This is a genomic window from Myxacorys almedinensis A (assembly GCF_010091945.1).
GTDB lineage: Bacteria > Cyanobacteriota > Cyanobacteriia > Leptolyngbyales > Leptolyngbyaceae > Myxacorys > Myxacorys almedinensis.
Genome location: NZ_WVIE01000008.1, coordinates 131690 through 155982 on the forward strand (window position 1 = coordinate 131690; position 24293 = coordinate 155982).

At 50.6% G+C, this 24293-nt stretch carries 24 protein-coding genes; 17 read left to right on the top strand and 7 right to left on the bottom strand.

What is annotated here, in order from left to right; genetic code table 11:
* Nucleotides 1-72: 72 nt before the first annotated feature.
* From GS601_RS08920 to GS601_RS08930, 3 genes are all read right to left on the bottom strand, one after another.
* Nucleotides 73-957 (bottom strand): hypothetical protein, encoded by an 885-nt coding sequence (locus GS601_RS08920; protein WP_202924970.1) that lies wholly within the window; start codon nt 955-957, stop codon nt 73-75.
* Nucleotides 958-1053: 96 nt separating this feature from the next.
* Nucleotides 1054-1656, bottom strand: a complete 603-nt coding sequence (locus GS601_RS08925; protein ID WP_162422925.1) for a DUF1517 domain-containing protein — start codon at nt 1654-1656, stop codon at nt 1054-1056.
* A gap of 156 nt (nt 1657-1812) precedes the next feature.
* Nucleotides 1813-2556: a hypothetical protein gene (locus GS601_RS08930; protein WP_162422926.1), complete on the bottom strand. Its 744-nt coding sequence runs from the start codon at nt 2554-2556 to the stop codon at nt 1813-1815.
* Between the two features lie 228 nt (nt 2557-2784).
* On the opposite strand from GS601_RS08930, the gene dacB reads away from it, so the two are divergent.
* The 5 genes from dacB to GS601_RS08955 all read left to right on the top strand — a co-directional run bounded on the left by dacB (nt 2785) and on the right by GS601_RS08955 (nt 9392).
* Nucleotides 2785-4269: a D-alanyl-D-alanine carboxypeptidase/D-alanyl-D-alanine endopeptidase gene (gene dacB, locus GS601_RS08935; protein ID WP_162422927.1), complete on the top strand. Its 1485-nt coding sequence runs from the start codon at nt 2785-2787 to the stop codon at nt 4267-4269.
* 343 nt (nt 4270-4612) lie between these two features.
* On the top strand, nt 4613-5140 hold the full coding sequence (gene infC / locus GS601_RS08940) for a translation initiation factor IF-3 (protein ID WP_476638884.1): 528 nt from the start codon (nt 4613-4615) through the stop codon (nt 5138-5140).
* Nucleotides 5141-5469: 329 nt separating this feature from the next.
* The gene (locus GS601_RS08945; protein WP_202924971.1) at nt 5470-8511 is read left to right on the top strand and encodes a HEAT repeat domain-containing protein; all 3042 of its coding nucleotides are present in this window, start codon (nt 5470-5472) and stop codon (nt 8509-8511) included.
* Between the two features lie 54 nt (nt 8512-8565).
* Nucleotides 8566-9093 carry a cyclic nucleotide-binding domain-containing protein gene (locus GS601_RS08950; RefSeq protein WP_162422928.1) on the top strand — a complete coding sequence of 176 codons (528 nt, stop codon included), beginning with the start codon at nt 8566-8568 and terminating at the stop codon, nt 9091-9093.
* A gap of 104 nt (nt 9094-9197) precedes the next feature.
* Nucleotides 9198-9392 carry a J domain-containing protein gene (locus GS601_RS08955; protein ID WP_162422929.1) on the top strand — a complete coding sequence of 65 codons (195 nt, stop codon included), beginning with the start codon at nt 9198-9200 and terminating at the stop codon, nt 9390-9392.
* 422 nt (nt 9393-9814) lie between these two features.
* Here the strand turns inward: GS601_RS08955 and GS601_RS08960 are convergent, their stop codons facing one another.
* The 3 genes from GS601_RS08960 to alr all read right to left on the bottom strand — a co-directional run bounded on the left by GS601_RS08960 (nt 9815) and on the right by alr (nt 12158).
* A complete protein-coding gene (locus tag GS601_RS08960; RefSeq protein WP_202924972.1) occupies nt 9815-10003 on the bottom strand; it encodes a hypothetical protein in 189 nt (62 codons plus the stop codon).
* Between the two features lie 55 nt (nt 10004-10058).
* On the bottom strand, nt 10059-10859 hold the full coding sequence (locus tag GS601_RS08965) for a mechanosensitive ion channel family protein (RefSeq protein ID WP_238393166.1): 801 nt from the start codon (nt 10857-10859) through the stop codon (nt 10059-10061).
* A 78-nt stretch (nt 10860-10937) separates the two neighbouring features.
* The gene (gene alr, locus GS601_RS08970; RefSeq protein ID WP_162422930.1) at nt 10938-12158 is read right to left on the bottom strand and encodes an alanine racemase; all 1221 of its coding nucleotides are present in this window, start codon (nt 12156-12158) and stop codon (nt 10938-10940) included.
* A gap of 277 nt (nt 12159-12435) precedes the next feature.
* Here alr and GS601_RS08975 point away from each other — a divergent pair, with 277 nt between their 5' ends.
* The 5 genes from GS601_RS08975 (at nt 12436) to GS601_RS23155 (ending at nt 16654) form a co-directional block, all read left to right on the top strand.
* Nucleotides 12436-12942, top strand: coding sequence for an HNH endonuclease (locus tag GS601_RS08975; protein WP_162422931.1), 507 nt, complete (start codon nt 12436-12438; stop codon nt 12940-12942).
* A 559-nt stretch (nt 12943-13501) separates the two neighbouring features.
* Complete coding sequence (locus GS601_RS08980) at nt 13502-14683, top strand: DHH family phosphoesterase (protein ID WP_238393167.1); 1182 nt, start codon at nt 13502-13504, stop codon at nt 14681-14683.
* Between the two features lie 28 nt (nt 14684-14711).
* On the top strand, nt 14712-14876 hold the full coding sequence (locus GS601_RS08985) for a hypothetical protein (RefSeq protein WP_162422933.1): 165 nt from the start codon (nt 14712-14714) through the stop codon (nt 14874-14876).
* Nucleotides 14877-15029: 153 nt separating this feature from the next.
* Nucleotides 15030-15533: a phosphohistidine phosphatase SixA gene (sixA, locus tag GS601_RS08990; protein WP_162422934.1), complete on the top strand. Its 504-nt coding sequence runs from the start codon at nt 15030-15032 to the stop codon at nt 15531-15533.
* A gap of 185 nt (nt 15534-15718) precedes the next feature.
* Nucleotides 15719-16654: a MarR family winged helix-turn-helix transcriptional regulator gene (locus tag GS601_RS23155; RefSeq protein ID WP_238393168.1), complete on the top strand. Its 936-nt coding sequence runs from the start codon at nt 15719-15721 to the stop codon at nt 16652-16654.
* On the opposite strand, the gene GS601_RS09005 is transcribed toward GS601_RS23155, so the two are convergent.
* On the bottom strand, nt 16646-17371 hold the full coding sequence (locus tag GS601_RS09005; RefSeq protein WP_162422935.1) for a bifunctional 4-hydroxy-2-oxoglutarate aldolase/2-dehydro-3-deoxy-phosphogluconate aldolase: 726 nt from the start codon (nt 17369-17371) through the stop codon (nt 16646-16648). The genes GS601_RS23155 and GS601_RS09005 overlap by 9 nt on opposite strands.
* 194 nt (nt 17372-17565) lie before the next feature.
* Here GS601_RS09005 and GS601_RS09010 point away from each other — a divergent pair, with 194 nt between their 5' ends.
* From GS601_RS09010 to GS601_RS09040, 7 genes are all read left to right on the top strand, one after another.
* On the top strand, nt 17566-18504 hold the full coding sequence (locus GS601_RS09010; protein ID WP_162422936.1) for a DUF2382 domain-containing protein: 939 nt from the start codon (nt 17566-17568) through the stop codon (nt 18502-18504).
* Nucleotides 18505-19034: 530 nt separating this feature from the next.
* Complete coding sequence (locus GS601_RS09015) at nt 19035-19628, top strand: DUF2382 domain-containing protein (protein WP_162422937.1); 594 nt, start codon at nt 19035-19037, stop codon at nt 19626-19628.
* Nucleotides 19629-19826: 198 nt separating this feature from the next.
* Nucleotides 19827-20744: a bifunctional riboflavin kinase/FAD synthetase gene (locus GS601_RS09020; RefSeq protein ID WP_162422938.1), complete on the top strand. Its 918-nt coding sequence runs from the start codon at nt 19827-19829 to the stop codon at nt 20742-20744.
* Nucleotides 20745-21068: 324 nt separating this feature from the next.
* Nucleotides 21069-21977 carry an AAA family ATPase gene (locus tag GS601_RS09025; protein WP_162422939.1) on the top strand — a complete coding sequence of 303 codons (909 nt, stop codon included), beginning with the start codon at nt 21069-21071 and terminating at the stop codon, nt 21975-21977.
* 102 nt (nt 21978-22079) lie between these two features.
* Complete coding sequence (locus GS601_RS09030; RefSeq protein ID WP_162422940.1) at nt 22080-22667, top strand: Uma2 family endonuclease; 588 nt, start codon at nt 22080-22082, stop codon at nt 22665-22667.
* 259 nt (nt 22668-22926) lie between these two features.
* Nucleotides 22927-23901, top strand: a complete 975-nt coding sequence (locus tag GS601_RS09035; RefSeq protein WP_162422941.1) for a cysteine synthase A — start codon at nt 22927-22929, stop codon at nt 23899-23901.
* A 56-nt stretch (nt 23902-23957) separates the two neighbouring features.
* Nucleotides 23958-24263, top strand: coding sequence for a (2Fe-2S) ferredoxin domain-containing protein (locus GS601_RS09040; RefSeq protein WP_162422942.1), 306 nt, complete (start codon nt 23958-23960; stop codon nt 24261-24263).
* Nucleotides 24264-24293 lie beyond the last annotated feature (30 nt).

Genomic DNA, 24293 nt, shown 5'->3' on the forward strand with positions numbered 1-24293 from the left:
TGCCCGTTTGCTGGGGTCGTTTACCGTTAGCTCTCGTCAAATTTTCTCGTCAAACTATAGGGTTACCATTAACTAGCGTCTTCTACCGCCTGCCCGCGAACCGCCCACGCGCGATCGCCCACTGCCAAACGAGCTAGGGCGATTGACTCTCGACGGGGTAGAACGGTTGGAACGGCGCAGCGTATTCGTGCCAAACCCCGAACCAGAGGGACGACCGTTTGTAACCGAGGGGCGGCTCACCCGTGGGTTGCGAGAACTTGGAGCGTTGATGCGACCGGTTGAGCGAAACACTTGGCGATTGCGTTCGACTACAGGCGGAGCATTGTAGCGCTGCTGATAGCGATTTACAGCTTGACCGTAGGTTGTGCCATAGCCACCAAACCCACTGAGCGGCACCCCAGGCTGGTACACAGGCGGTACATAATATTGGGGACGGAAGAGCAAACTGCCGATCGCTTGCCCAGCGAGTGCCCCCGCAAACGGAGACCAAAAGCTTGGCTCTCGGCGCACCACTACGGTTTCGCTTTGTCCGGTTTGGGGGTTGGTCTGCTGTTCAGTGACGTTGTGAACGTACTCGATTTTGAAGTCTTCAGGAATATGCAGCGACGACTGCCCATTTTCGACTTTCAAATAGGCTTTTTGTCCTGCTTTCACTTCTTCATCGGTGAGCCGCGCTAGCTGAAGCTTGTCTGTTCTCAGCGTTGAAGGAGTGCCCGGAGGGGTATTTAGTGCTAAGACTGAGTATTCCCCCGTGCCATCATCGAACGTGGCTTGCTGAACTGGATACTGACCATTGGGCAAGGGCTGTTGGGCACGACTCGTCGCCGCAGGACGTGCCGCATCAGACGGGCGGGGATCGCCTAGGGAAGGGCTTCCACACCCAACAGCCGTCCAGCAGAGTGCCGCAGACATGGATAAGACTAATAGTTTTCGCAACATGGATCGAACGATCTTCATAAAAAGGGTATGGGCTAAATGCTCGTAGGTACATTCAGTATCCTAACGAGCCTAACGAAGGTCTTTCCACTGATCTTCTTGAGGGAAAATTGTGGTCTAAAGGGGAATCAATTCTGGAAAGAACTCTAGCAGTTGATCTGAAGTCAGTTCATCACCTAAGCGAGAGGGGGAGAAATGCACCTGAATGGCGCGTAAGCGATCGCTGTAGTACAGATTGATGATATCTTTCAATCCCGTTTCTAGCGCTTTGATATCTGCCAAATCTGTTTCTAGAGAAGGCACGTCGCCCTCGGCGGCGATCGTCAACATCACGATCACATTTTGGCTGACAGGGAGGGACAAGTCGGCATCATCAGTGCCGCTATCGTCTAGCTCAACGCCACTCATATAGCGCTGGGCAGAGTCTGTAAATAATTCATTAACATAATCTCCTGCTTCGCCTTCATCCCAAACAACATCACCTTCATTGGCTGCCGATTGCCAAAAAGTTTGATACTGCAACAAGCCTTGGCAAATCTCGACTAACCCTTCGCCCAAAACGGTTAGGTCTCCTTCGGCTGCTACGGCTTGGCTAGCCGCTCTATTGAGAATGCCAAGAAACGGAGCCGCTTCTTTTCCGGCTAGATGAACGAAGACCCGGCAGACAACAAAGCGAGTTTTGCCACTAAATTGATTGAAGCGATCGCGCAACGAAGCCATGAGGTTGAACCTAATGCAGGGTGAACTATCTTTCCTAACTTTAGCGAGGTTGAGCAAAAATATTTGCGATCACAGGTTCGGATCTCCCTGCCCTAGAGTCTATCCAAAGGCGGAACCAGGGGCACTCACGATTATACTTTTTTTGCGGTTTGTGCCTTACTGCACAGTCGCATCTACTGTAGAAATTGGCACATTCCGAAAAGTGACTGCTTGAGGAAAACCAATATCAATCCGTTCGAGATTTTCTGGGATACGAAAGGTGAGGGTGCTTTCTATCGATTCGCCGGGGCGCAGCTTAGAGAGCGAGATTGGCTGGTCGCCTGGGGTTTGATAGTCAACGACTGAAAATGATTGGTTGGTGCGGGTGTTGAGCGCGATCGCAGTGCCCAACGAGAGATTGCCTCCTCCGGCTATAGAAGTCGCTGCTGCCGAAGGGCGCATTGCCCGGTTAACCCGCACTCGCACGTTCACAAGGTTGGCAGGTACTACATTGGTCACCCGCTCAGCCGCCAAGATCTCAATCTGTCCAGCCTCGCCGTAGACCGGTTGGGCAAATTGACCCGGTGCGATCGCTCTAGCTGGAACGGGCGCACCCTGCCTTGGCTCGATCAACGAGTCGCGACCTGGCGCTGAACCCCCTCCTATGCCAAAAAATGGAGCGGCATCACTTCTGGGCGACCGAACTGCCTCGTTTTGCCGTTGATAGCGTACCGTTTGAATGACCGCATAGCCACTCAAGAAAAAGGCAAAAACCGACAACACCAGGGCTAACCCCGATGCGACATCATTGAGCGCGCTACCCCCAGACGAGCGAAGCGGAGGCGCGACCTGTTTAGCTCGTTGAGCTTGGAGGGGGTCTGGCTCCTGAGTTGTCGTATGAGTGGGTTGTTCTTCTACCATTGGGATTTACCCGATTGAGACGATATGGCTCGATCGTATTCAATGCGTTCTAGGTTTTAGTCCTGTCCTGAGAGGGATTTGTAGATTATGATCCCCATGCAGTTAAGTGATTAATCTGAGGCAAATTTTTCGTTTTTCAGTAAGATAAAGCCTCTGTCGGCTCTTCCTACCTTTGTTCCACCCTGTCTAGGCTCTGTTTTGTCTGCTCACCCCTTCAACTACCCTTCCATGACCGTTCACTCCGAGTCTCCTCTTGATTCTGTTTGGTTTCACGCCACCACTGTGCTCAAAACGTTAGCTGTTGGGAGTTGCCTGCTGGTTTTGTTTCCGACGCGCAGTTTAGCGGCTCCATCGGCGCTGTGCTCAAATCAGCTTCCTGCTGCGATCGCGGCAATTGTCAATCGTCCAATGTTTGCGCGATCGCGCTTTGGGGTGTTGGTGCAAACCCTCGGCAACCAGGAAACGCTCTACGCCCGTGACGCCAATCGATATTTTATTCCGGCGTCTAACGCAAAGCTCTTGACGACCGCCGCCGTGCTGAGCAAATTTGGCTCTCGCTACCGCATTCGTACGCCAGTCTATGGAGTTCAAGCTTCCTCTGGCTGGCGGATTCGGCTGGTGGGGCAAGGCGATCCCAGTTTCACCGATGCTCAGTTGATTAGCCTAGCTCAGCAGATGAGCCAAAAAGGAATTAGGCAGATCGCCCGACTGGAAGTTGAAGACCAAGATAGGGAGCCAATTAATGGCAATTGGGCAGTGGGCGATGTGCGGGAGAGCTATGGCACTCCGGTGAGCCGATTGATTGTCAATCGCAACGTGGTGGCGCTGACGCTGTTCCCCCAAGCCGTGGGGCAACCGTTACGCCTCCAATGGAAAGATGCGGCGCAAGCGACTCAGTGGAAAATTGAAAATGCGTCAGTGACGACGCCTGAGCCAGCGCCAGAGTATATTACCGTAGAGCGCGGGTTAGCCCAGCCAACACTGAAGATTTCCGGACAACTCCGGGTCGGTGCTGCTCCTTATGTAGATGCGATCGCGGTTTTTGATCCCGCCGCCCATTTCTTGAGCCGCTTTCAGCATGCCTTGTCTCAGGTGGGGATCACCGTCGATCAAGCTCTCGTCAGCCACACCCCCGACCTCATCGGTGCAGAAATAGCCGCGATCGATTCTCCTACGATCGCAGAGTTGGTGAAATTTACCAATCAAAATAGCGATAACCTTTACGCCGAAGCATTGCTCAAGTTGTTAGGTGCTGAAAGAGCCTCCCCGCCAGAGAGTTCTGTTTTGGGGAAAGGTCTGTCGGCGCTCACAGAAGTGCTTGCACGCCTGGGCATTGATCAAGAGGGCTTTTCGATCGTGGACGGAGCAGGCTTAGCCCGTCAAGATCTGATCACTCCTGCGGCGCTGGTGCAAACGTTGCAAACCATGAGCCAGCATCCTGAAGGCGCGTTCTATCGCTCCTCGCTCCCCATTGCCGGTCTGAGTGGATCGCTGCAAAATCGATTGCAAAACACCCCGGCTCAAGGCGTTGTCCAAGCTAAAACAGGAACCCTGACTGGCATTAGCGCCCTATCTGGCTATGTCAGCCCCACCCAGCATCCACCGCTTGTGTTTAGCCTCATCTTAAATCAATCGAGAGACTCAGCCCTTGTGCAGCGAGACGCCTTAGATGAGATTGCCTTACTCCTCGCTCAACTGCGATCGTGTTCCTAGCACCGTACCTACAATTTATTTGGCGATTTATTGGAGGGTTGGAAATGACCTAGAATTTAAGTTAAGAACTCAACCGAAATTTGCCCCAACTGAGTAGAATGGCGATGTGTAGTCTTGCCGAGTTGTATCGTCCTTCGACTCGTTGACCACTGCTTTTGCTAACTATTAGTTGTGCTAACTATTAGTTGCAACTGGTTGTCACTCATCCCGCGTCACTCATCATGACGTTGTGCCCGACCATGATTTTCGAGCCAGTTAGAGGTTAAGCTCTAGCGATCGCGCCATTTATTTTCTACCCGTGTTCGGGCGATTATTTCCTATCCATCATTATTTACAGGTGCCTGTGAGCGAAAGAAGACCCAATCGAGACATTCCCATCATCAACGATCGCATTCGTTTTCCTAAGTTACGAGTCATCGATGCCGATGGCGCACAGCTAGGAATTATGACTACACGGGAAGCGCAACAACTCGCTGACGAAAAATCCCTTGACCTGGTGCTAGTCAGCGATAAAGCTGATCCCCCCGTTTGTAAAATTATTGACTACGGAAAGCACAAATTCGAGCAAGAGAAAAAGGCGAAGGAAGCTCGGAAGAAGCAGCACACCGTTGATGTCAAAGAAGTTAAGATGCGCTACAAGATTGAAGAACACGACTACAACGTGCGAATTAGTCAGGCAGAACGCTTTATTAAGTCAGGCGACAAAGTGAAAGCCACAATTATGTTCCGTGGGCGAGAAATTCAGCACAGCGACCTGGCAGAGACGCTACTCAAACGTATGGCTCAAGATCTGCAAGAAATTGCAGAAGTGCAGCAAGCCCCTAAAAAAGAGGGTCGAAATATGATGATGCTGCTTGCCCCTAAAAAGTAGACATTGAGCGATCGCTAAATTCATTTTTCATACACCAGAGGATTGCCGATTAAAGGGCGATCCTCTGGTTTGTTTTGGGTCACTTTCCATAGGGCTATAGCCATCCTATTACAACCGTTCTCCCTCTCTCCCCATCCACCCACGACTGTGGTTTATTCATCGTTTTGTCCATCGGTAAATTTTCATAAGCAGAGCCTGAGCTTCATCAAAAAAATGTGATCCAAATTGGGAATGCTAGGGTATTCATCCAAACTTAGGCACGCCGATCAGTATGCTAGCGGGTCTGCCTACAGCCACTGGACGCATTCAAACTTGGGACACCACGCTTCATGGTACTGACAAACCAATTCTGCAAAAAAGAGGGATTCGGAGATAAACTCTTACGCTGGATTAACCTCCGTGAAGGGGAGGGCAAACGAACGGCATCAATGTTTGCGTTCTACACCACAACGTCGTGGGGCCTAATTTGGCTAGAGGCGTGTGCCCTGGATCTGTTTTTGTCTCAATATGGCGCGGGGACGCTGCCCCTGATCTATCTCCTCAGTTCTGGCATTCGGATTGGGCTAGGGCTGCTCTACTCGTGGATGCAGCGATTTCTCCCTTTGCGCTGGGTGATTATCATCATTGCGATCGTGATTGCCCTACCACTTCCAGCGTTTTGGATTGGGTTAGGCTACCCCGCCGGGGCAGAGATTGCAGGGTTTCTCGTGCTCAAGTCAACCATTTTGTTGATGCAGCTTTGGCTAGAGGCAAGCCACGCGCTTAATGACCTCAACGCCTCGATTACCGCAAACCAACTGTTCAACATTCGAGAAGTGAAACGCACCTATCCCATCATCAGTAGCGGCATCTTGGTCGCAGATGTGGTGGGAGGGTTTTCGCTGCCGTTGTTTCTCGCATTTTTGCCCCACGATCGCGGCTTGCCGACGGTGATCATGGTGTCGTTTGCGATGATGATAGTGGGCGCAGGCATTTTGGTTTATCTGAGCCAATCCTACCGGCAATCGTTTCCTGAGGTGCGGCGGCGGCGAGAAGAGGCGGTTGCCGAGACGTCAACCCGTCGATTGCGGGGAGAAATGCGCCACTATGCGCTGTTGTTGCTGATTTTCTTTGCCTTGTCGCAGGTCTTGATCTTGCTGGTCGAGTTTCAGTTTTTGAGCCACCTTGGAGAACAGGCAGGGGCAACCGGAACCGACTTTTTACACGGACAAGTAGCCGGGTTTTTAGGCATTTTTAATGGGGCACTCGGCATTTGTGAATTGGCGATGCAGTGGCTGTTTGCAAGTCGTCTCATTGACCGGATTGGGGTGTTTGCTGCCGTCATGCTATTGCCGGGGGTAACCATCTTATTGAGCAGTATTTCTATGACGGGGTTGGTTCCTGTCTTTTTCCTGGTGGTGGTGCTGCGCTTTCTCTACGAACTCCTGCATTACACGATTTTTGCAGGCATTGGCCCGTTCTTGTTTCACGCCATTCCTGATCAGCAGCGCGATCGCATCCAATCTCGCGTGCGGGGCATTGCAGAACCCGTCTCTACGGCTGTCACCGGTTTGGCACTCCTTGGAATCAGCAGTCTGAGCTTGCAGCAAGCGGATATCACCGGGCAACGTTTGGTGTTTGGCATGATGGTATTGCTGGCGGCGGGGTGGCTGCTGGCGATCGCGCTGCTCCGCTCAAAATATGTGGGGTTACTCGTTCTCAGTGCTGGGCGGGGGCAGTTAAGCGCTTCTGAGGTGGATCTACGGGCATTCAAGCAAGCGGTGATTGGCACGTTGGAAAAACCGGGCGCAGAAGCCGACAAGCGATCGTGCATCGAGTTGCTCTATCAAATTGATCCTAAAACCATTGGAGAGGTGCTTGCCCCGCTTTTGAGTAAACTTGCTCCTGCTTTGCAGCACAAAAGTTTAGAGGTGATGCTGAACTACCCAAACCCCGTTCACCTGCCCACCGTTCGGCATCTATTGGCACAGAAACCGGCTCCCGAAGTGACTGCGATCGCACTGCGTTACCTGATGCTGACCGAAGCATCACCCAACCTCAAACAGCTTGAGCCGTCGTTGCATCTAAGCGTTCATCCCATGGTGCGGGGAACGGCGGCATCTTTGATCTTGCGTCACGGCGACCCGATGCAGAAAGCGATCGCAACCAAGACGCTGCGGCTGATGCTGACGAGCCAAAACCGGCAAGAGCGGGTGATGGGCTGCCGCGCTTTAGGAGATGCGGTCTATCTACAAGCGTTGCGGCTGTATGTTCCGGAGTTGTTGAAAGATCGATCGGTTCAGGTGCGGCGGGCCGTTCTCGAAGCGATCGGGGCAACGCGCTCGGAAGAGTATTATCCCTATTTGCTGCGAGGCATCCATCTCAAATCCACTCGGGAAGCCGCAATCAAAGCGCTGGTAAAACTAGAAAATGACGCCTTGCCAATGCTTGTAAAGCTGGTAGAAAATATCCATCAATCTGATCTGGTGCGATGCGAGGCATGGGGCGCAATCGGTGAAATCGGCACGACAGAAGCCATTGAAATTCTCATCGCCCATCTCACGACCTCGTGGGGAAATAGCCGCCGGAATTTACTCAAAGTCTTGCTCAAAATTCCTCAAGAGCGCGGCATTGAGATGGTGTTGGATAAACTAGGGCGGCGCGGGATCGAAGCGCTGATCGATCAAGAAATGATGTTTATCGGACAAGTGTATGGCGCGTTGGCTGATCTGATTCCAGAACGGTTGCGTGCTCAAGAAGCCGATATGTTGCGAAATGCGCTCCAAGATTCACCAACCGATGGGATTGAGCGGCTGTTTTTGCTGATGAAGTTTCTCTACCCGATCAGTGCTATTCAAGTTGCGTCGTTTAACTTGCAGTCTGAGTCGCGGGTGAACGTGGCACAAGGGTTAGAAATTTTGGATAACACGTTAGATATCGTCAACAAACCTGCATTTTTGGGGCTACTCGATCGCACGTTGCTGATTGACAAGTTGCAAATCCTGTCACAGTTGGTTATGTATGTGCCGATGCGCCCCCACGATCGCGTTAAACATTTGTTGGATCTGCGCCACTTTATTTCTGATTGGACGTTAACCTGTTGTTTTCACCTCGCGCGGCGGGAACGTTGGACGTTAACCAGTGATCAAATTTTGTCGAGTTTGAGGCATCCCACCGGATATGTGCGGGAAGCCGTGCTGAGCTATTTGCGGCTGGCATCTCCTCAAGCCCTGGCTCGACTTTTGCCTGATTTACAGCACGATCGAAATCCCATTGTGGTCAGTGAAGTGAAGCGGCTGATGAATGAATTGGGCAGCGCCAGGCAAGATTTGATCCCCTACCCCGATGCTCATAAAACCGCCTCTAGCCATGAGGGGTCTCAGTCTCTGTGATATTTATCACGCCACTTCTTAGAATTTGGATCACGATGCCACCCTCACCCGACCATGCTGAACAGTTTTGATCGCCTTCTACTCGTCCGTCAAGTCCCCATCTTTCAAGAGCTTCGGGATGATTTCCTAGTTCGCTTAGCCTCGATCATGGAAGAACAGTCGTTTGGGGCACGGAAAACAATTTTTACTCAGGGTGACGAGGGGCGATCGCTCTATGTAGTGGTGTCGGGTCGAGTCCGAGTTCACATTGACAAACAAGAACTCGCCCAAATGGATAAAGGCGGATTTTTTGGTGAAATGTCGTTGTTTGATGCTGAACGGAGATCGGCGTCGGTGACAACCCTCTCGGTGTGTGACTGTTTGGTTTTAACGCAGCAGCAACTTTACGAAGCGATCGACGAAACGCCGGGAATTGCGCTCAACATTATTCGGATTCTCTCGCGTCGCATTCGAGAACTGAATGTGAGGATCAAAGACCAAGACGCTGAACTGATGTCACTCAAAGGGCAGCCAGAGGTGGAAGTAGAACCAATTTCACGTCCTCTTCGCGTTGTGCCCAATGTTGGACATATTAAACAGTAGTTTGACTGCCAACCTTCAGTGAGAGAGCAGTTGAGAGCATAGCTGTACTGATTTTAATTCTGCTTCACCATGGACGATGAGAAGTTGATCGCTTATTTAGAAATTTGGATGTTAAGCTTGGTGACTCGCTTGACGAAGTTAAAAGGGCTTACAAGGAATTGGTGCAGGTTTGGCATCCTGATCGTTTTAGAAACAACCCAAAACTTGAAATGAGAGCGAATCAGAAATTAAAAGAAATTAACGCAGCTTACGACTACGTTTGTGAGCATTATGATCCAGCAAAGACAAATGTAAATTAAAAGCCTTTTAAGCAGAAAAATAATACAAGATATAGCAGTAATAAAGACTATCAGGATATTATTCAGCTTTTAAGGAGCATTCCTGGCATGACAAGTGCCGATCCAAAAGATCTTCAATATTTCTAGACTTTTACTATCTGTAAGAGTGGACTCACCATCCGTATTTGGAAGAACTTTTTTGGAGTTAACCATGCATTTGTTGTTGATAATCGCGACGCTCTAATTTTTAGTGGATTTGTTAGATGGATACACTCTGATGGACTCTTTGACTGCTTAAATCAAATTCAGCAATACTATGGGCAGTAAATACATGCATATAAACGAGCATATATTAGGAAGCATTATTCATTAGGATGAGTTAAAGCATGAAACTCAATGGTTGTACTCTGAAGCTGTGTTGGTTTAGAAAAATGACGATCGACTCAAACGATACATTTATCGCGATCGCGCGATCGCTCTGCTAACGCTTGGACAAACGCCTGATGCTCTGAAGAAGCCAGCCCAGCTTGTAGCCCATTCAACACCTCAATCATGCTGCCATTTAGCAGCGCAGACACGACTAACCATAATCCTGGAAAGGCACTGCTTCGGATAATGCCATCGCCATCCAATCAGTTCGGCTTTGAAGTTTTCTGGATTGATTCGCGTAATTGATGAATAAGACCGTCAAACAGAAACTTGGCTTTCGGCTTTCAGTGCCTCTTGAACAATCTGCAAAACTTCTGATTTCACTTGCTCGTAGTGACTCGCCGCGCACCACGGACGCAGGTAAAGCATCGTTGCCGTTGCCGAAATCGCTTCGACATGACAGGTTGGTTTTGGCTCATCTAAAATCAGGGGATGGTCTTGCAGCAACGACAACAATTGAGTAATGGTCGGCTCGATGGCGCGATCGCTAATATCAATTGTCAGATCCACCCGGCGGATGCCCATCACCGTATTATTTTTGAGCGTGCCACTAAAAAGATTGCCGTTGGGAACCGTAATCCGCACATAGTCAGACGTAAGAATCGTGGTTGAAAACAAGCCAATGTTATCAACCTTGCCCGCCACACCCGCTCCTTCGATCGCGTCTCCCACCTCAAACGGGCGAAAACTCACCAGCAAGACCCCTGCCGCAAAGTGAGACAGACTATTTTGCAACGCCAAACCAATCGCTAACCCGGCAGCACCCACCACTGCAACCACGGTCGTTGTTTGAATTCCCATCGCATTGAGGGCTGCCACTGCACCCACCATCCACACCAAAATTGCGGAAATTTGCACCAAAAATTTTTGTAAGGTGGGTTCTGCGTATTTGAGCAGCCGCAACGAAAGATGTCTCGCGATCGTAGCGCCCCATCGGCTTAAAAGCAAAATTGCGATCGCCTTGACCATCTGAAACGCCAAATTTGCCAAGTGATTTTCAAACATGGGATGAGTCACGTTTAGCGGAAAGGGGGTTGAGATGGCTTGAGCTACAAACATGGGCACAGACCTCCTTAAAGCGGCTCAGTGGGGTTCGACGGGGATCAACCCCTTGTCAGGAGGATTAGTTTAAACTGTTTAGGCATCAGAGGGACGGGAGATGCCAGAAATCGGCGGTGGAATAGGACGAACGTTGCCCACCGCAACCCTGGGCAGACGGTGCTTGAAACTGCACAGAATTTCCCAAGAAATAGTGCCGAGCAGCCCTGCCCAGTCATCTGCTGAGATCTGTTGATTGCCCTCGTGTCCGAGCAAGGTCACCACGTCGCCTTCTTGCACCGCCGGAATTTGGCTTACATCTAGCATGAGTTGATCCATCGTGATCGCGCCGATTTGCGGCACTCGTTGCCCATGAACTAGCGCCGTCATTTTATTAGAAAGATTGCGGGGAATGCCATCGGCGTATCCAATGCCGATCACTGCCAAATGAGTCTTGCGATCGCAAATAAATTTGTACCCGTAGCTCACTCCCGTTCCCGGTCGCAGCATTTTCACCTGTGTCACTCGCGCTTTGACTTGCAGCACAGGTTTGAGATTGACTCGATCTTTCAGGTGGTCTGCTGGGTAAAGTCCGTAAAGAATCAATCCGGTTCTGACCAAATCATAGTGGAGGCTAGAGTCAACCAAGGTTGCCGCCGAGTTTGCCAGGTGAAAGCGAGGCGAGGTGGGGGTGGGGGCGTGGGGGTCAAACCCACAGGCGCAGAGTGCCGCTTCGTAGCGCTGTTGCTGCTGACGAAGCACAGTTGGATCAAGATCATCGGCAGTGGCAAGGTGAGAATAGATGCTAGCGATCGCTAAATTGGGCAATCGCTGCACCAACTGCACAAACTCAACCGCCTCCTGCCAAGCCGTTCCCAAGCGAGACATGCCCGTATCCAATTTGATATGAACAGGCAAAGACGCTCGATGATCCACCGCTTCTGAATACACAAGGGCTTGTTTTGGAGTGCAAAGCGTCGGTTGAAGTTGCCAATGCGCGATCGCTCGAATTTGCTCTGCCGTATGGGTTGCTCCTAATACCAAAATTGGCGCGGCGATGCCTGCCTCTCGTAGCTCAATACCTTCCGGAATCGTAGCAACCCCCAGCCAGGTTGCACCGGCTTGCAGTGCCGTTTGGGAAACGGTCACGGCTCCATGTCCATAGGCGTCTGCTTTTACGACTGCCATTAGCTCTGTTCGCGGCGACAATAGGCTGAGAATCTGCTGCACATTGTCTGATAGAGCCGCCAAATCGATTTCTACCCATGCCCGCTCTCGCTGCATCAGAGCCACACTGGGACTTTGTTCCCAACTCAACATCAACCTCACTCCTGTCTGACACCAATTCACCATACGGTAGCAAACGTCTGGTCTCCTCTTGCAGTGGAAAAGGGCTAAGGTGAGGGTAAATTGAGCAATTTTTACCCAACAATTTTTTACCCAATATTGTTTTTACCCAATATTGGGAAACATGCATCCCCTCTAGTTGCCCAACCCGAACCTATTTTCTCAGCGCTCTTATCTAGCTTCAGTCTTGCGTTTTAAGGAATGTGTTAGCATCAGGACTAGTTAGATCGTCTTAAATAAAATTCCTGGAATGGGCAAGGTTCTGGTGCTTAATGCTTCTTTTGAACCGCTCAACATCACAAGCTGGCGACGAGCCGTGGTGTTGCTAATCAAAGGAAAAGCAGAGCAAGTCGAACATAACGGTAAGTACATTTATTCGGGCTTTCCCCTGCCAACGGTGATTCGGCTGCGCCACTACGTTCGTGTGCCTTACAAAGAAATTTCCCTAACGCGCAAAAACATTCTGCATCGAGATCAGCAGACGTGTCAATACTGTAGCTACAGAGGCGAAGATTTGACGCTTGACCATGTGATTCCGCGATCGCGAGGGGGCGAAGATTCTTGGGAAAACATGGTGACAGCTTGCGTTCGGTGCAATGTCAAAAAAGGCAGCCGTACCCCAAAAGAAGCCAATATGCCCTTGCTAACAACGCCCCACCGCCCCCACAGTAGCCTCTATTTCGAGGTTACAAAACACGTCAAAAACGGCGTTAACCAGGAGTGGCGCAAGTATGTGATTGGTGATTTGAGTAGTTGAGCGACACGTTGACCTGAGGGGCTAGGAGGGCATGGGGGGCTAGGAGGGCATGGGGGTGAGTCAATGGGTAGATGGGCAGGGAAGGAATCTAGTCTATCGGCTCATGCACCCATCGACTCCTTCACTCAAGGTTAACAATCTATCAAGGTTAACAATCTATTAGCTGCCCCCAGAGGAGGGGAACAAGAGTTCTAGCTGCCCATTCATAAAAGTATGAGCAGGGGTTCGAGGTGCTTCGTGAGGAAGACTGTTTTCGTAAATGGCATAGGTTTCAAGTTTGTTTTCTCTCCGCCTCAAGGCGTAAAGCTGCTGTGAAGCTGCCTTTTTTTGAGCTTTTTTGCGAAGATCAAGAAGTACTAACTAAAGCAAGGTTTTTAGATGTCACCAAAACTTGCAGAAATGCCGCTAATAGGGTATTGCCTTGGCTGTTTTTTCTGTGCCACTCTGTATGCAATCTGATTCAAGTCCTTCATTTTATGGTTTAGCGATTCCAATGGAACCAGAACTTATGACGACTGGTTCAAACTCCAGATCCACCGACTATGCGCCCTCCGAGGCTATGGCTAAGCCATCTAACGGCTTTGGCTACGAGCAACGAGGACGGTTTCCTTACGATGCGGTGCGATCGCCAGAGCAAGAACAAAAAGTCGAAGCGCTTCGGAAATCCCTAGAAAAGCATCAGGGCGATCGACAACTCGTTATTTTACAGGATTTTCCTGACCCAGATGCGCTGTCTTCGGCTTGGGCATATAAGCTGATCGCCCAAAAATATGAGGTTAACTGCGATATTGTTTATGCAGGCACCCTCAGCCATCAAGAAAATATTGCGCTGGTGAAATTGACCGGCATCCCCCTTCAGCGTTGGACACCGACGATCGCAAAAACTAAAGATCTGTCTCACTACAAAGGCTGCGTTTTTATCGACAATCAGGGAACAACTAGCCAGCTTTTCTCCGTCGTTCAACAGGCAAACCTACCGATTACGGTTATTATCGACCACCACAGTATGCAGGACGACCTGAACGCTGAATTTGTCGATATTCGGACGAACACCCGTGCTACAGCCACTATTTTGACTCAGTATTTGCAAGCCGGAATGCTGAGGTTTGATAGCAGCAGCAGTGAACATGTCAAGTGTGCAACGGCGCTGATGCACGGGCTGCGATCGGATACCAATCGGCTCATGCAAGCTCAAGAAGAAGACTTTCTTGCTGCTGCCTACCTCAGCCGTTTTTATGATGGGCAGTTGCTCAACACGGTGCTGCAATCGTCTCGCTCTCGGCAGGTGATGGACGTGATTGAGCGATCGCTAAAAAATCGCATTGTGCAGAACAACTTCTCGATCGCAGGCGTTGGCTATTTGCGCTATGACGACCGAGACGCGATCCCGCAAGCAGCAGATTTCCTAGTTACAGAAGACAACGTACACACGGCGGTTGTGTATGGCATTGTGCACGATGACGATGATGAATTAGAACTGGTTGTGGGGTCGTTGCGAACTAATAAAATTACGCTTGATCCCGACGAGTTTATCAAAGAGGCGTTTGGGCAGGATGCTCAAGGGCGCTTCTTTGGGGGTGGGCGATCGCAGGCAGGCGGCTTTGAAATTCCGATGGGGTTTCTTTCTGGTTTTGCAGAAAGTGGTGAGTACGCCAAGATGAAGTGGTCTGTGTTTGATACTCAGATCAAGCAAAAGTTGCTGCGATTGGTGAACCCAGAGCAAAACTATCCTCAGGAATAGCGCGATCGCTGGTCATGGCAGCGGGGCAATGTCTTACCTCACTGCCTTCTCGTCAACCGGCAGGGCAGGTATTGGCGGCAAACCCGACCCTGCCCACTCGCACACAATTTCATCTATCCAACCGCAGATTTTGCAACGGCGTACCCAAACCAAACGTCACATTCATTCCAGCGCAGAGAGCGATTGCAATTAGCAACATAGGCGCTATAGTCTAGTGGTCTGTCAAGATCGAAATGGGGGACTAGGAGGAGAGGGGGAGTCTAGTAATCGGAACCATCCACCCATTCACCCATCCACTCAACGTTGACAATCTACTAGGGCAATCCTGTCATCTTGCTTTCTCATCATGGATCTCTATTTCATCCGCCACGGCTTAGCTGGTCAACACGGCGATTATGCCAATGATAGGGAGCGTCCCCTCACCGACGAAGGCAAGCGCAAGACTCGCCAGGTGGCACAGCAGTTGCATGGGTTGGGGTTGAGGTTTGACCTGATTTTGACAAGCCCTTTGGCACGCGCCAAGCAAACGGCTGAGATTCTTCGGGCTGAAGGATTGGGCAAGCAGCTAGAGGAAGCAGAGTATTTGGCTCCGGGAGGCGATCTCCAGCCGTGGCTAAACTGGCTAGGAACCTGGAGATCGCCGGATAAAGTTTTAGCATTGGTGGGGCATGAGCCGGATCTCAGCACTTGGGCAGAACTGCTGGTATGGGGCAATGCTCACGGTAACTTGGTGCTTAAAAAAGCCGGTGCGATCGCAGTGACTATTCCAGATTCGGGCAGCCCGATCGCCACAAGTCGGCTTTTCTGGCTCACATCGCCTCGGTTCCTGCTGGGTCACGAGAAAAAATAGAAGCTGAACCGTAGGGGGTAATTAGGGGCGCTAAGTTGTGGATTTTGGTTCTTTTACTACATCAAAACGCTAGATTTTTTAATTTTGGTTCCCCCACTCATCGGCTTGATCTGTTGAACTAGCCTAGGTAACCAGGATATTCTGTAAAGACGTGCTCTCGACGATAGTGTGATGGTTGCAGTGTGATGGTTGCCTCTCAGACCGAACTTCAGATTTCCAACGATACGCTTCGCGTGCTTGCTCCCCATGGCATTGGCTACCGGCTCAAGTTGCTCTCTCAACTGTCAGGGCGGAAGTTTCAAGAACTGCTTGACCCGTTTGGGCTGACGCCGTTTCACTGGGTGGTCTTGTGCTGCTTGTGGCAGGAAGATGGGCTGGCAACGTCGAGCATTGGGGAGAAACTGCAACAGGTGGGTGGCACCTTGACCGGTGTGCTCGACCGCATGGCAGAGCGCGATCTCATTCGCCGAGAGCGGGATGCTCACGACCGACGAATTTGGCGAATTTGGCTCACAGATGCCGGACGGCGGCTAGAAACTGTCTTGCCTCCTTTGGCGATAGACATTCGAGAGAGGGCGCTACAAAACCTTTCTCGTGATGAGCGAGAACAGTTGTCTGACATCATCGATCGGATCATCGCAAATCTGCAAGTCAATCCTTCTGATCCCTGCACCACATCTTCGCCGCTAGGCTGGCAGGCAACTCTGGCACCCTACACGCTAGGCTATCGGATCAAACTGCTGACTCAGTTAGGAATGCGGAAGTTTCAAGAACTGCTTGACCCGTTTGGGCTGACGCCGTTTCACTGGGTGGTTTTGTGCTGCTTGTGGCAGGAAGATGGGCTGGCAACGTCGAGCATTGGGGAGAAACTGCAACAGGTGGGTGGCACCTTGACCGGTGTGCTCGACCGCATGGCAGAGCGCGATCTCATTCGCCGAGAGCGGGATGCTCACGACCGACGAATTTGGCGAATTTGGCTCACAGATTCGGGCAGAACCTTGATTGATGTGTTGCCACCGATCGCCCTCAGCATCCAAAAATGCATGATTCGGGGTATTTCAGCAGAAGAGCAAGCGAAACTATCGGGCTGGGTGAATCAAACCATCGCAAATTTAAGCTGAGTCTACGTCAATTTTTTCTACATCCGGGAAAATCGCCATCGAGGGCAGTCGAAGACGTTCGACCAAGGTTTGGGCTTGGTGGTGAATGTGTGACCAATCGTGAGCCGTGATGTCTTGAGAGTTGCCCAATGCAGTGTTCCCACGGTTTGAAAACAAGCTTGAAAAGAGGCTGCCGGAGAGACCCACCGCGATCGCACCTGCTTCAATTAATCGTTTGGCGTTGTCGGGTGTAACTCCTCCCGTTGGAATCAGGGGAATATGTCTGAGGGGCTGATGAAGCGCCCGAATGTATTCTGCGCCGCCCACCGCTTGCACTGGAAACACTTTGACGCTGCTTGCCCCCGCGTGCCATGCGGTCACAATTTCGGTGGGGGTCAGCGCACCGGGAATGATCGGGATTTCGTGCGCCACAGCAAAGGCAATCAGGTCAAGATTGGTGTGCGGAGAAAACGCAAATTCTGCCCCTGCCGCGATCGCATCTTTTAACTGGTCGGTCGTGACGATGGTGCCCGTCCCAATGGTGCAGCCAGGTAGCTCAACGCGCAGTTGGCTAATCAGATCCGCCGCGCGATCGCTATCCCACGTAATCTCAATTAACTTCATACCCCCAGCGGCAACGGCAGTCGCCATTTGCTGCCCCCAAAGAAATTGCGGAGCGCGAATCACTGCGATCGCTTGATGTTGCTCAGCTAATTTCAACCAGGTTCGAGAATTCATTACATCAGAAAATTTAGTTAAAAGATTAAGGTAAGTCTAATTTTTCGTTAATTAAAAATAGCAACTATTGATTTGAAAAATAATAAAACGAGATTCATTCAGAAGGGGTAGAAAAAGCTTAGTCGTTGGAAGGAGGAAGCTTTTTAGCTAATTTTATAGGATTGGCATGTTCGTTGAATTAAGGATATCTAAACATGGCTTTACACAAAATCAAAGACTTTGACCCCGACTACCGCCAGCATTTTGATGGGGATGATGTTAAAGACCTCGACCTCTACTCTGGTGATGAAAAAATTGGTTCTGTTAATGATGTTTTAGTTGATGAAAACGGTCAATTTCGCTATTTAATTATCAACACTGGTGCATGGATTTTTGGTAAGAAAGTAATGCTGCCTGTCGGGCGGGCAAGAATTGATTATAACGCTCGTCGGGTTTATGCAGAAGGTCTAACCAAACAGCAAGTCGAAGATTTGCCTGAGTTTAGCGAAGATATGCAGGTAGACTACGACCATGAAGAGCGGGTTCGCAGCGTATACCGCTCTCCGGGTGCGGCAGGAACCATGACAGGTTACGGCGAAGCTCCCTTAGAGTCTTCTGCTGCTCTTAATTCTCCAGTGCCCGTTGAAGGAAGTGGCTATACAGGTTCCCCCGTTGCAGGTGGAGCCGCCGCTTACGATCGCAGCAGCTACCGCTACGAAGAGCACGACCCAGACCTGTTTAACCTAGATCGCCACGACGATCGCGTCCGGTTGTATCAAGAGCGCTTGATCGGCAGCAAGACTCGCCGCAAATCGGGTGAAGTTGCAGTTGGCAAGCACGTTGAAACCGAGACTGCCCGTGTTGACGTCCCTGTTGAGAAAGAGCGGGTTGTGATTGAGCGCACCAGCCCAACTGATGCCACGGCTGTCACTCCGGGTGAAGCTACCTTCCAAGAGGGCGAGGTTGCCCGCATGGAAGTTTACGAAGAAACGCCTGATGTCCGCAAGGAAGCTTACGTTCGGGAAGAAGTGCGGGTGAAGAAGGTTGTTGATCAAGAGACGGTAACGGCTGAAGAGAAAGTCCGGCGTGAGGAGTTGGATATCGATACTCAAGGTCGCCCTGTGATTGATAACGATCGCAACAAGCGCAAATAATTGCTCATAAGCCATCAATTGAGCAAAGGTGTATTGAACTACCCTTACTCTAGCTCTCTTCCTAAGGAGAGGAAACGAGAATTTTCTTCTTCCTGAGAAAGGATCAGGGTAGCCAAAATCTCAAGGGTTACTGAGATGATAGAGAGATCGGCAGAGTTGTTTTCAAATAGCTCTGCCTGCTCTCAAAGATGGCGATTTACTACAGAGAAATGGTTGGTAAAATGTATACCAAATCACCCCGATATTCCAATGAGAATAGTCAGCTTGAATATCGATTAGAAAACCTCAGAAAGAGGCTGATTGGGTTTGAAGTTCTTAATCAGCAAAACGAGTTTATTGGTGCTGTTGAAAATCTTATTGTTGATGAAGCAGAACATCTAAATTTTGTTGTAACCCGTTCTCTTAGTGATCCCTTACAAAAAAGCTTTTTGTTAAAGAGTACATTGGTTGACCGGCTAGACCCAAAATCTCGCATCTTGTCTGTCAACTTAGCTCCTTTTGATCTTGCAAACTTGCCCGTATATCCTACTATGCAATCTGACGCATCAACGTTCGATTCTTTAGAGCCAGAAACCTATCGTAGCTCTCGTCACTCAGTTGCAGATCCGCAGACGATCGAGTCTACTAATAGTGAGCGATCGCTGCTCCCTGATGCGATCGTACAAAACGACGCGATCGCCGATACTGTTGTGCAAGAACAAGCGATTCGTCTGCTAGAAGAACGCCTTTCTGTTAGCTACCAAAAACAGAAGGTTGGCGAGGTGGTGATTCGGAAGGAAATCGAGACCCAGATGATTCAGGTGCCGGTGCGGCGGGAGAAGTTGATTGTTGAGCAAGTTGGGTCTTCTCCTCGAAGATTGGCAGAGATTGACCTATCGCAGGGCGAAATCGAGGGTCTGGAATTTGTCGATGCTGAGGTGATTTCCTCGGACGGCGATCGCAGATCTACTGTGCAAGGCACCCTGTCTTCTCCTCGTACTGCCGCTTGGTTGCTCGATGCGATCGCGCATCAGTCTAACCATGGTTGCGGTCAAATTCACATCAAGATTGAGCTAAAGGATGCGACTCACAGGGAAACTTACCAAAACTGGTTCGATCGCTGCCGTGATAACCCAGATCGATAGCAGTCTCACCGCTGTTCTCACTGAAGCCACACCCCCACCCATCCACTCATCTACCTATCCAGCGCTAACTGTATAGGGGCACGCTGTCGGCGCATTTACTGATTGCGATCGCGACAGTCATGTATCTTTAATGTTGCATCTCATTTCTTTCCGTAGATTTCTGGATTTTCCCGAACGAAGTGTGTCAAAATGTGAAGCGTGTGGATAACTTCTTCTCCCTCTACCGCTTTGACACCAACCGCCGTTGCCCTGGGAAACTTTGACGGCATCCACTTGGGGCATCGCCAGGTTGTTTTGCCTGTCCTCGATACTCAAACAAGCAATCGTGCGACCGTCGTTACGTTTTCACCCCACCCAAAAGAATTTTTCACCGGGCAGCCGCGATCGCTGCTGACACCGCTTGATGAAAAAGCTGCTCACCTGGAATCTATAGGTATAGCGCAGCTTGTGATGTTGCCGTTTACTCAAGCACTAGCCGCCTTGAGTCCGCAGCAGTTTGTTGAAGAAGTTTTAGTGCGGCATATGCAAGCGCAGCAAGTCAGCATCGGCGCAGATTTTCGGTTTGGGTGCAAGCGGGCAGGAACCGCAGAAGATCTTAGTGCGATCGCGGCAAGCTATGGCATCAGCACTACTATCGTTCCCTTGCTTACGTTTCAGGGCAAGCGCATCAGTAGCTCATCGGTGCGGGATGCCTTGCTACAAGGAGACTTGGCAACCGCAAATCGGATGTTGGGGCGCTCCTATCGCTTGAGCGGTCAAGTGGTGAAAGGGCAGCAGCTAGGGCACACCATTGGCTTTCCCACCGCCAACTTACAGCCACCTGCTAACAAGCTGATTCCCCGGCAGGGCGTTTATGGTGTGCGCGTGTCTGGGGAAGAGGCAGATTCGGTTCTCGGTGTCATGAATATCGGCAATCGCCCTACTGTAAATGGCTTGACACAAACAATCGAAGTTCATTTGCTTGATTGGGCAGGCGACTTATATGGACAGACCCTCACCGTCGAACTGGAGGAGTTTATCCGTCCTGAACAAAAATTTGCTTCTTTAGAAGAATTGCAGACCCAAATTAACCTAGATTGTGAAACGGCTCGTACCATGTTGGCTGCGATCTCCTAGTAGATTGTCAACGTTGAGCGGAGGGGTGGATGGTTCCGATTACTTTACTAGACTCCCCCTCTCCTCCTAGTCCCCCATTTCAATTTTTGACAGACCACTAGATTCCTTCCCGACCCATCCACCCCTCCACTCTCCACCATCCACTCCTAGTCCCTCAGTTCCACCTTGATAGACCACTAGAGCGGTTCGCGCAAAGAAGCGGTTCGCGCAAAGATCATCTCCAAAAGCACCGTTGCCAGCCTGACTTCCAAGAGCTTACCATCGTCCATGATTGGGAACCCTGAGTATGATGAACAGGATTCTTCAACCGATAGGACTGCCGCCATGAGAGACCGCATTGAGCTACTCGTTCAGAACTTAAACCGAGCGATCGTAGGCAAACAGGAAGCGATCCGGCTTGTTCTGGTTGCCCTGCTCTCCGGGGGGCATGTCTTGCTCGAAGACGTTCCGGGGGTAGGCAAAACCTTGCTGGCAAAATCGTTAGCCAAGTCGATCGATGGCAAATTTCAGCGGTTGCAGTGTACGCCCGATCTGCTTCCGAGTGATGTCACCGGAACCAATATTTGGAACCCCAGCAGTGGAACCTTTGAATTTTTGGCAGGTCCGATCTTTGCAAATATTTTGCTCACTGACGAGATTAACCGTGCGACTCCCCGAACTCAGTCGGCATTGCTTGAGGTCATGGAAGAACATCAAGTCACGACCGATGGGCATTCTCGCCTCGTGCCCGAACCGTTTTTTGTGATCGCCACACAAAACCCTGTGGAATATCAAGGAACCTTTCCCTTGCCCGAAGCTCAAATGGATCGCTTTGCCCTGTCGTTGTCATTGGGCTACCCGTCCGAGGCTGAAGAATTGCAAATGTTACAGCGACTTCAGGCAACTGCTGCGATCGCACCCCTCCAAGCCTGCATTAGCTTAGACGAAATCCGCCAGCTTCAAGGGCTGTGCACTCAAGTTACCATCGAGCTTTCGTTGCAGCACTACATTCTCAACCTGGTTCGAGCCACCCGGCAAGACGAAGAAATTACCTTGGGCGCGAGTCCCCGTGGGTCAGTGGCACTTCAAAAAGCGGTTCAAGCCTTAGCCTTTTTAGAAGGAAGAGAGTACGCCCTTCCCGACGATGTAAAATACCTTGCGCCCCACGTTCTAGCACATCGGATTATTCCAGCCGGAGGGCGGCGATCGGGTGCGATCGTGGATCGGCTCTTGCGATCGATCCCAATTCCGTAAGATAGAGCCATAAGATAGAGAATGAGGGCTTAGACATCTACGCGATTGGCTCTGCTAAGCTTCAAAGAATCGCATCCTCGCTTTCATCGGAGGGAAATCACTATGTTTTCGTCCTCATTAGTTGTGCGAATTCCACCGTCAGTTATCTCTATGACCGACGATCAGTTTTTTGAGTTCTGTCAATTCAATCGGGATTTGCGGATTGAGCGCGATCGTGATGGAGAGATTTCAATTATGCCCCCAGCAGGTTCAGAAACCGGAAATCGAGAAGCCAGAATCATTCACCAACTCGTGAACTGGTCAGATCAAGATGGTTCTGGGCTGGCGTTTAGTTCTAGCGCGGGCTTCAAGCTTTCTACAGGCGCAGAGCGTTCTCCTGATGCGTCTTGGCTTACGACAGAACGCTGGAACAGGCTCACGCCAGAGCAACAGCAGAAATTTGCCCCCATTTGTCCTGATTTTGTGGTTGAGTTGCGATCGCCCTCGGACAATCTAAAACCGCTGCAAGCAAAAATGGAAGAATACTCGCAAGAACCGGGGTTTCGGTTGGGACTGCTGATCGATCGATCGCATCGTAGCGTCTACGTCTACCGACCCGGACAAACCGTGACATGGTTAGAAAATCCTGAAACAGTGAATGCTGACCCAGTGTTACCAGGATTTACTCTAAAGCTGAGTAAGGTCTGGTAAACCACCCCTCGTTTCCCAAAAGATTTGCGTATTCCAGGTAGATTTTGCCCAACGATCGCCCGTGATACGCCAGAATTTAACTAGTAGATGGTCAATGTTAAGCCGATGGGTCAATGAGTGGAGGGGTCGATGAGTGCAGGAGTCGATGGGCTGGATTATTGAACGACCCATTCACCCATCGACTCTCTAACCCATCCATTCCTAGTCCCTCATTTCAACTTTGACAGACTACTAGGGAACCATGCAGGAAACGAGCAGAATGGATATCAAACGTGGATTTGCAAATGCGGTCGGCAACACTCCGCTGATCCGGCTCAACAGCTTTAGCGATGAGACCGGGTGCGAGATTTTGGGCAAAGCAGAATTTCTCAACCCAGGCGGATCGGTAAAAGACCGGGCAGCACTCTACATTGTTGAAGATGCCGAAGAAAAAGGCTTACTCAAACCGGGGGGAACCGTGGTCGAAGGAACCGCAGGCAACACCGGAATTGGACTTGCTCATATTTGTAACGCGAAAGGCTACAAATGTCTGATTATCATTCCTGAAACCCAATCTCAAGAAAAAATTGAGATGCTGCGAACCTTGGGGGCTGAAGTTCGCACGGTTCCGGCAGTGCCCTACAAAGATCCAAATAACTACGTCAAACTATCAGGCAGAATCGCCGCCGAAATGGAGAACGCGATTTGGGCAAATCAGTTTGAGAATCTTGCCAATCGGCAGGCTCATTACGAAACGACCGCCGCCGAAATCTGGTCGCAAACAGATGGCGCGATCGATGGCTGGGTTGCGGCAACCGGAACAGGTGGAACCTATGCTGGCGTTTCGATGTTTCTCAAAGCAAAAAATCCGACGATTCGATGTGTGGTTGCCGATCCGATGGGGAGCGGACTGTATAGCTATGTAAAGACAGGGGACATCAAAATTGAGGGCAGTTCAATTACAGAAGGCATTGGCAACAGCCGGATTACGGGCAACATGGAAGGTGCGCCGATCGATGATGCCATTCAGATCGACGATCGAGAAGCAGTGCGGGTGATTTATCAACTCATGGAAAAAGACGGCTTATTTATGGGCGGTTCGGTGGGCATCAACGTGGGGGCAGCCGTTGCCCTCGCCAAGCAAATGGGGGCAGGGCATACGATCGTGACGGTTCTCTGCGATGGGGGCGGGCGCTACCAGTCCAAGCTATTTAACCGAGATTGGTTAGCATCGAAGGGATTGTCACCCGATTAAACGGGCTGCCCGACGAGCCTAATTACCTAACCGAAACTGAGCCATAAGGACGATCCATGAGCAGCAAATCTGAGTCCTCTCAGTGCGTTCGTGTTTGCCAAAATACATCGTGTCGTAAACTGGGGGCTAAAAAAGTGCTCGCGGCGTTTCAAACCCTTCCTATCGCGGGAGTAGACGTGGAGGAAAGTCGTTGTTTGGGGCAATGCGGGAACGGACCAATGGTGCTGGTGTTGCCAGAGCAGATTTGGTATTGTCGGGTGTTGCCTGAAGAGGTAGACGCGATCGCAACTCGTCATCTCCTGGGTGGGCAGCCGATCTCCTCTATGCTGTACCGCAAATTTCATCCTGAGATCAGCAGTTAGGGTGCCCGGCTGCCCTAGACCCCCAATCAA

Excerpts from the sequence above, each read along its gene's own strand:
- GS601_RS09035 (WP_162422941.1), top strand. The coding sequence starts at position 22,927 with ATGGATATCAAACGTGGATTTGCAAATGCGGTCGGCAACACTCCGCTG.
- dacB (WP_162422927.1), top strand. The coding sequence starts at position 2,785 with ATGACCGTTCACTCCGAGTCTCCTCTTGATTCTGTTTGGTTTCACGCC.
- GS601_RS08930 (WP_162422926.1), bottom strand. The coding sequence starts at position 2,556 with ATGGTAGAAGAACAACCCACTCATACGACAACTCAGGAGCCAGACCCC.
- alr (WP_162422930.1), bottom strand. The coding sequence starts at position 12,158 with ATGTTGAGTTGGGAACAAAGTCCCAGTGTGGCTCTGATGCAGCGAGAG.
- GS601_RS09030 (WP_162422940.1), top strand. The coding sequence starts at position 22,080 with ATGTTTTCGTCCTCATTAGTTGTGCGAATTCCACCGTCAGTTATCTCT.
- GS601_RS08975 (WP_162422931.1), top strand. The coding sequence starts at position 12,436 with ATGGGCAAGGTTCTGGTGCTTAATGCTTCTTTTGAACCGCTCAACATC.
- sixA (WP_162422934.1), top strand. The coding sequence starts at position 15,030 with ATGGATCTCTATTTCATCCGCCACGGCTTAGCTGGTCAACACGGCGAT.
- GS601_RS08920 (WP_202924970.1), bottom strand. The coding sequence starts at position 957 with ATGAAGATCGTTCGATCCATGTTGCGAAAACTATTAGTCTTATCCATG.
- GS601_RS08950 (WP_162422928.1), top strand. The coding sequence starts at position 8,566 with ATGCTGAACAGTTTTGATCGCCTTCTACTCGTCCGTCAAGTCCCCATC.
- GS601_RS09010 (WP_162422936.1), top strand. The coding sequence starts at position 17,566 with ATGGCTTTACACAAAATCAAAGACTTTGACCCCGACTACCGCCAGCAT.
- GS601_RS08925 (WP_162422925.1), bottom strand. The coding sequence starts at position 1,656 with ATGGCTTCGTTGCGCGATCGCTTCAATCAATTTAGTGGCAAAACTCGC.
- GS601_RS08945 (WP_202924971.1), top strand. The coding sequence starts at position 5,470 with ATGGTACTGACAAACCAATTCTGCAAAAAAGAGGGATTCGGAGATAAA.
- GS601_RS09015 (WP_162422937.1), top strand. The coding sequence starts at position 19,035 with ATGCAATCTGACGCATCAACGTTCGATTCTTTAGAGCCAGAAACCTAT.
- GS601_RS09025 (WP_162422939.1), top strand. The coding sequence starts at position 21,069 with ATGAGAGACCGCATTGAGCTACTCGTTCAGAACTTAAACCGAGCGATC.
- GS601_RS08965 (WP_238393166.1), bottom strand. The coding sequence starts at position 10,859 with ATGTTTGTAGCTCAAGCCATCTCAACCCCCTTTCCGCTAAACGTGACT.
- GS601_RS09040 (WP_162422942.1), top strand. The coding sequence starts at position 23,958 with ATGAGCAGCAAATCTGAGTCCTCTCAGTGCGTTCGTGTTTGCCAAAAT.
- GS601_RS08980 (WP_238393167.1), top strand. The coding sequence starts at position 13,502 with ATGGCTAAGCCATCTAACGGCTTTGGCTACGAGCAACGAGGACGGTTT.
- GS601_RS23155 (WP_238393168.1), top strand. The coding sequence starts at position 15,719 with ATGGTTGCCTCTCAGACCGAACTTCAGATTTCCAACGATACGCTTCGC.
- GS601_RS08985 (WP_162422933.1), top strand. The coding sequence starts at position 14,712 with ATGTCTTACCTCACTGCCTTCTCGTCAACCGGCAGGGCAGGTATTGGC.
- GS601_RS09005 (WP_162422935.1), bottom strand. The coding sequence starts at position 17,371 with ATGAATTCTCGAACCTGGTTGAAATTAGCTGAGCAACATCAAGCGATC.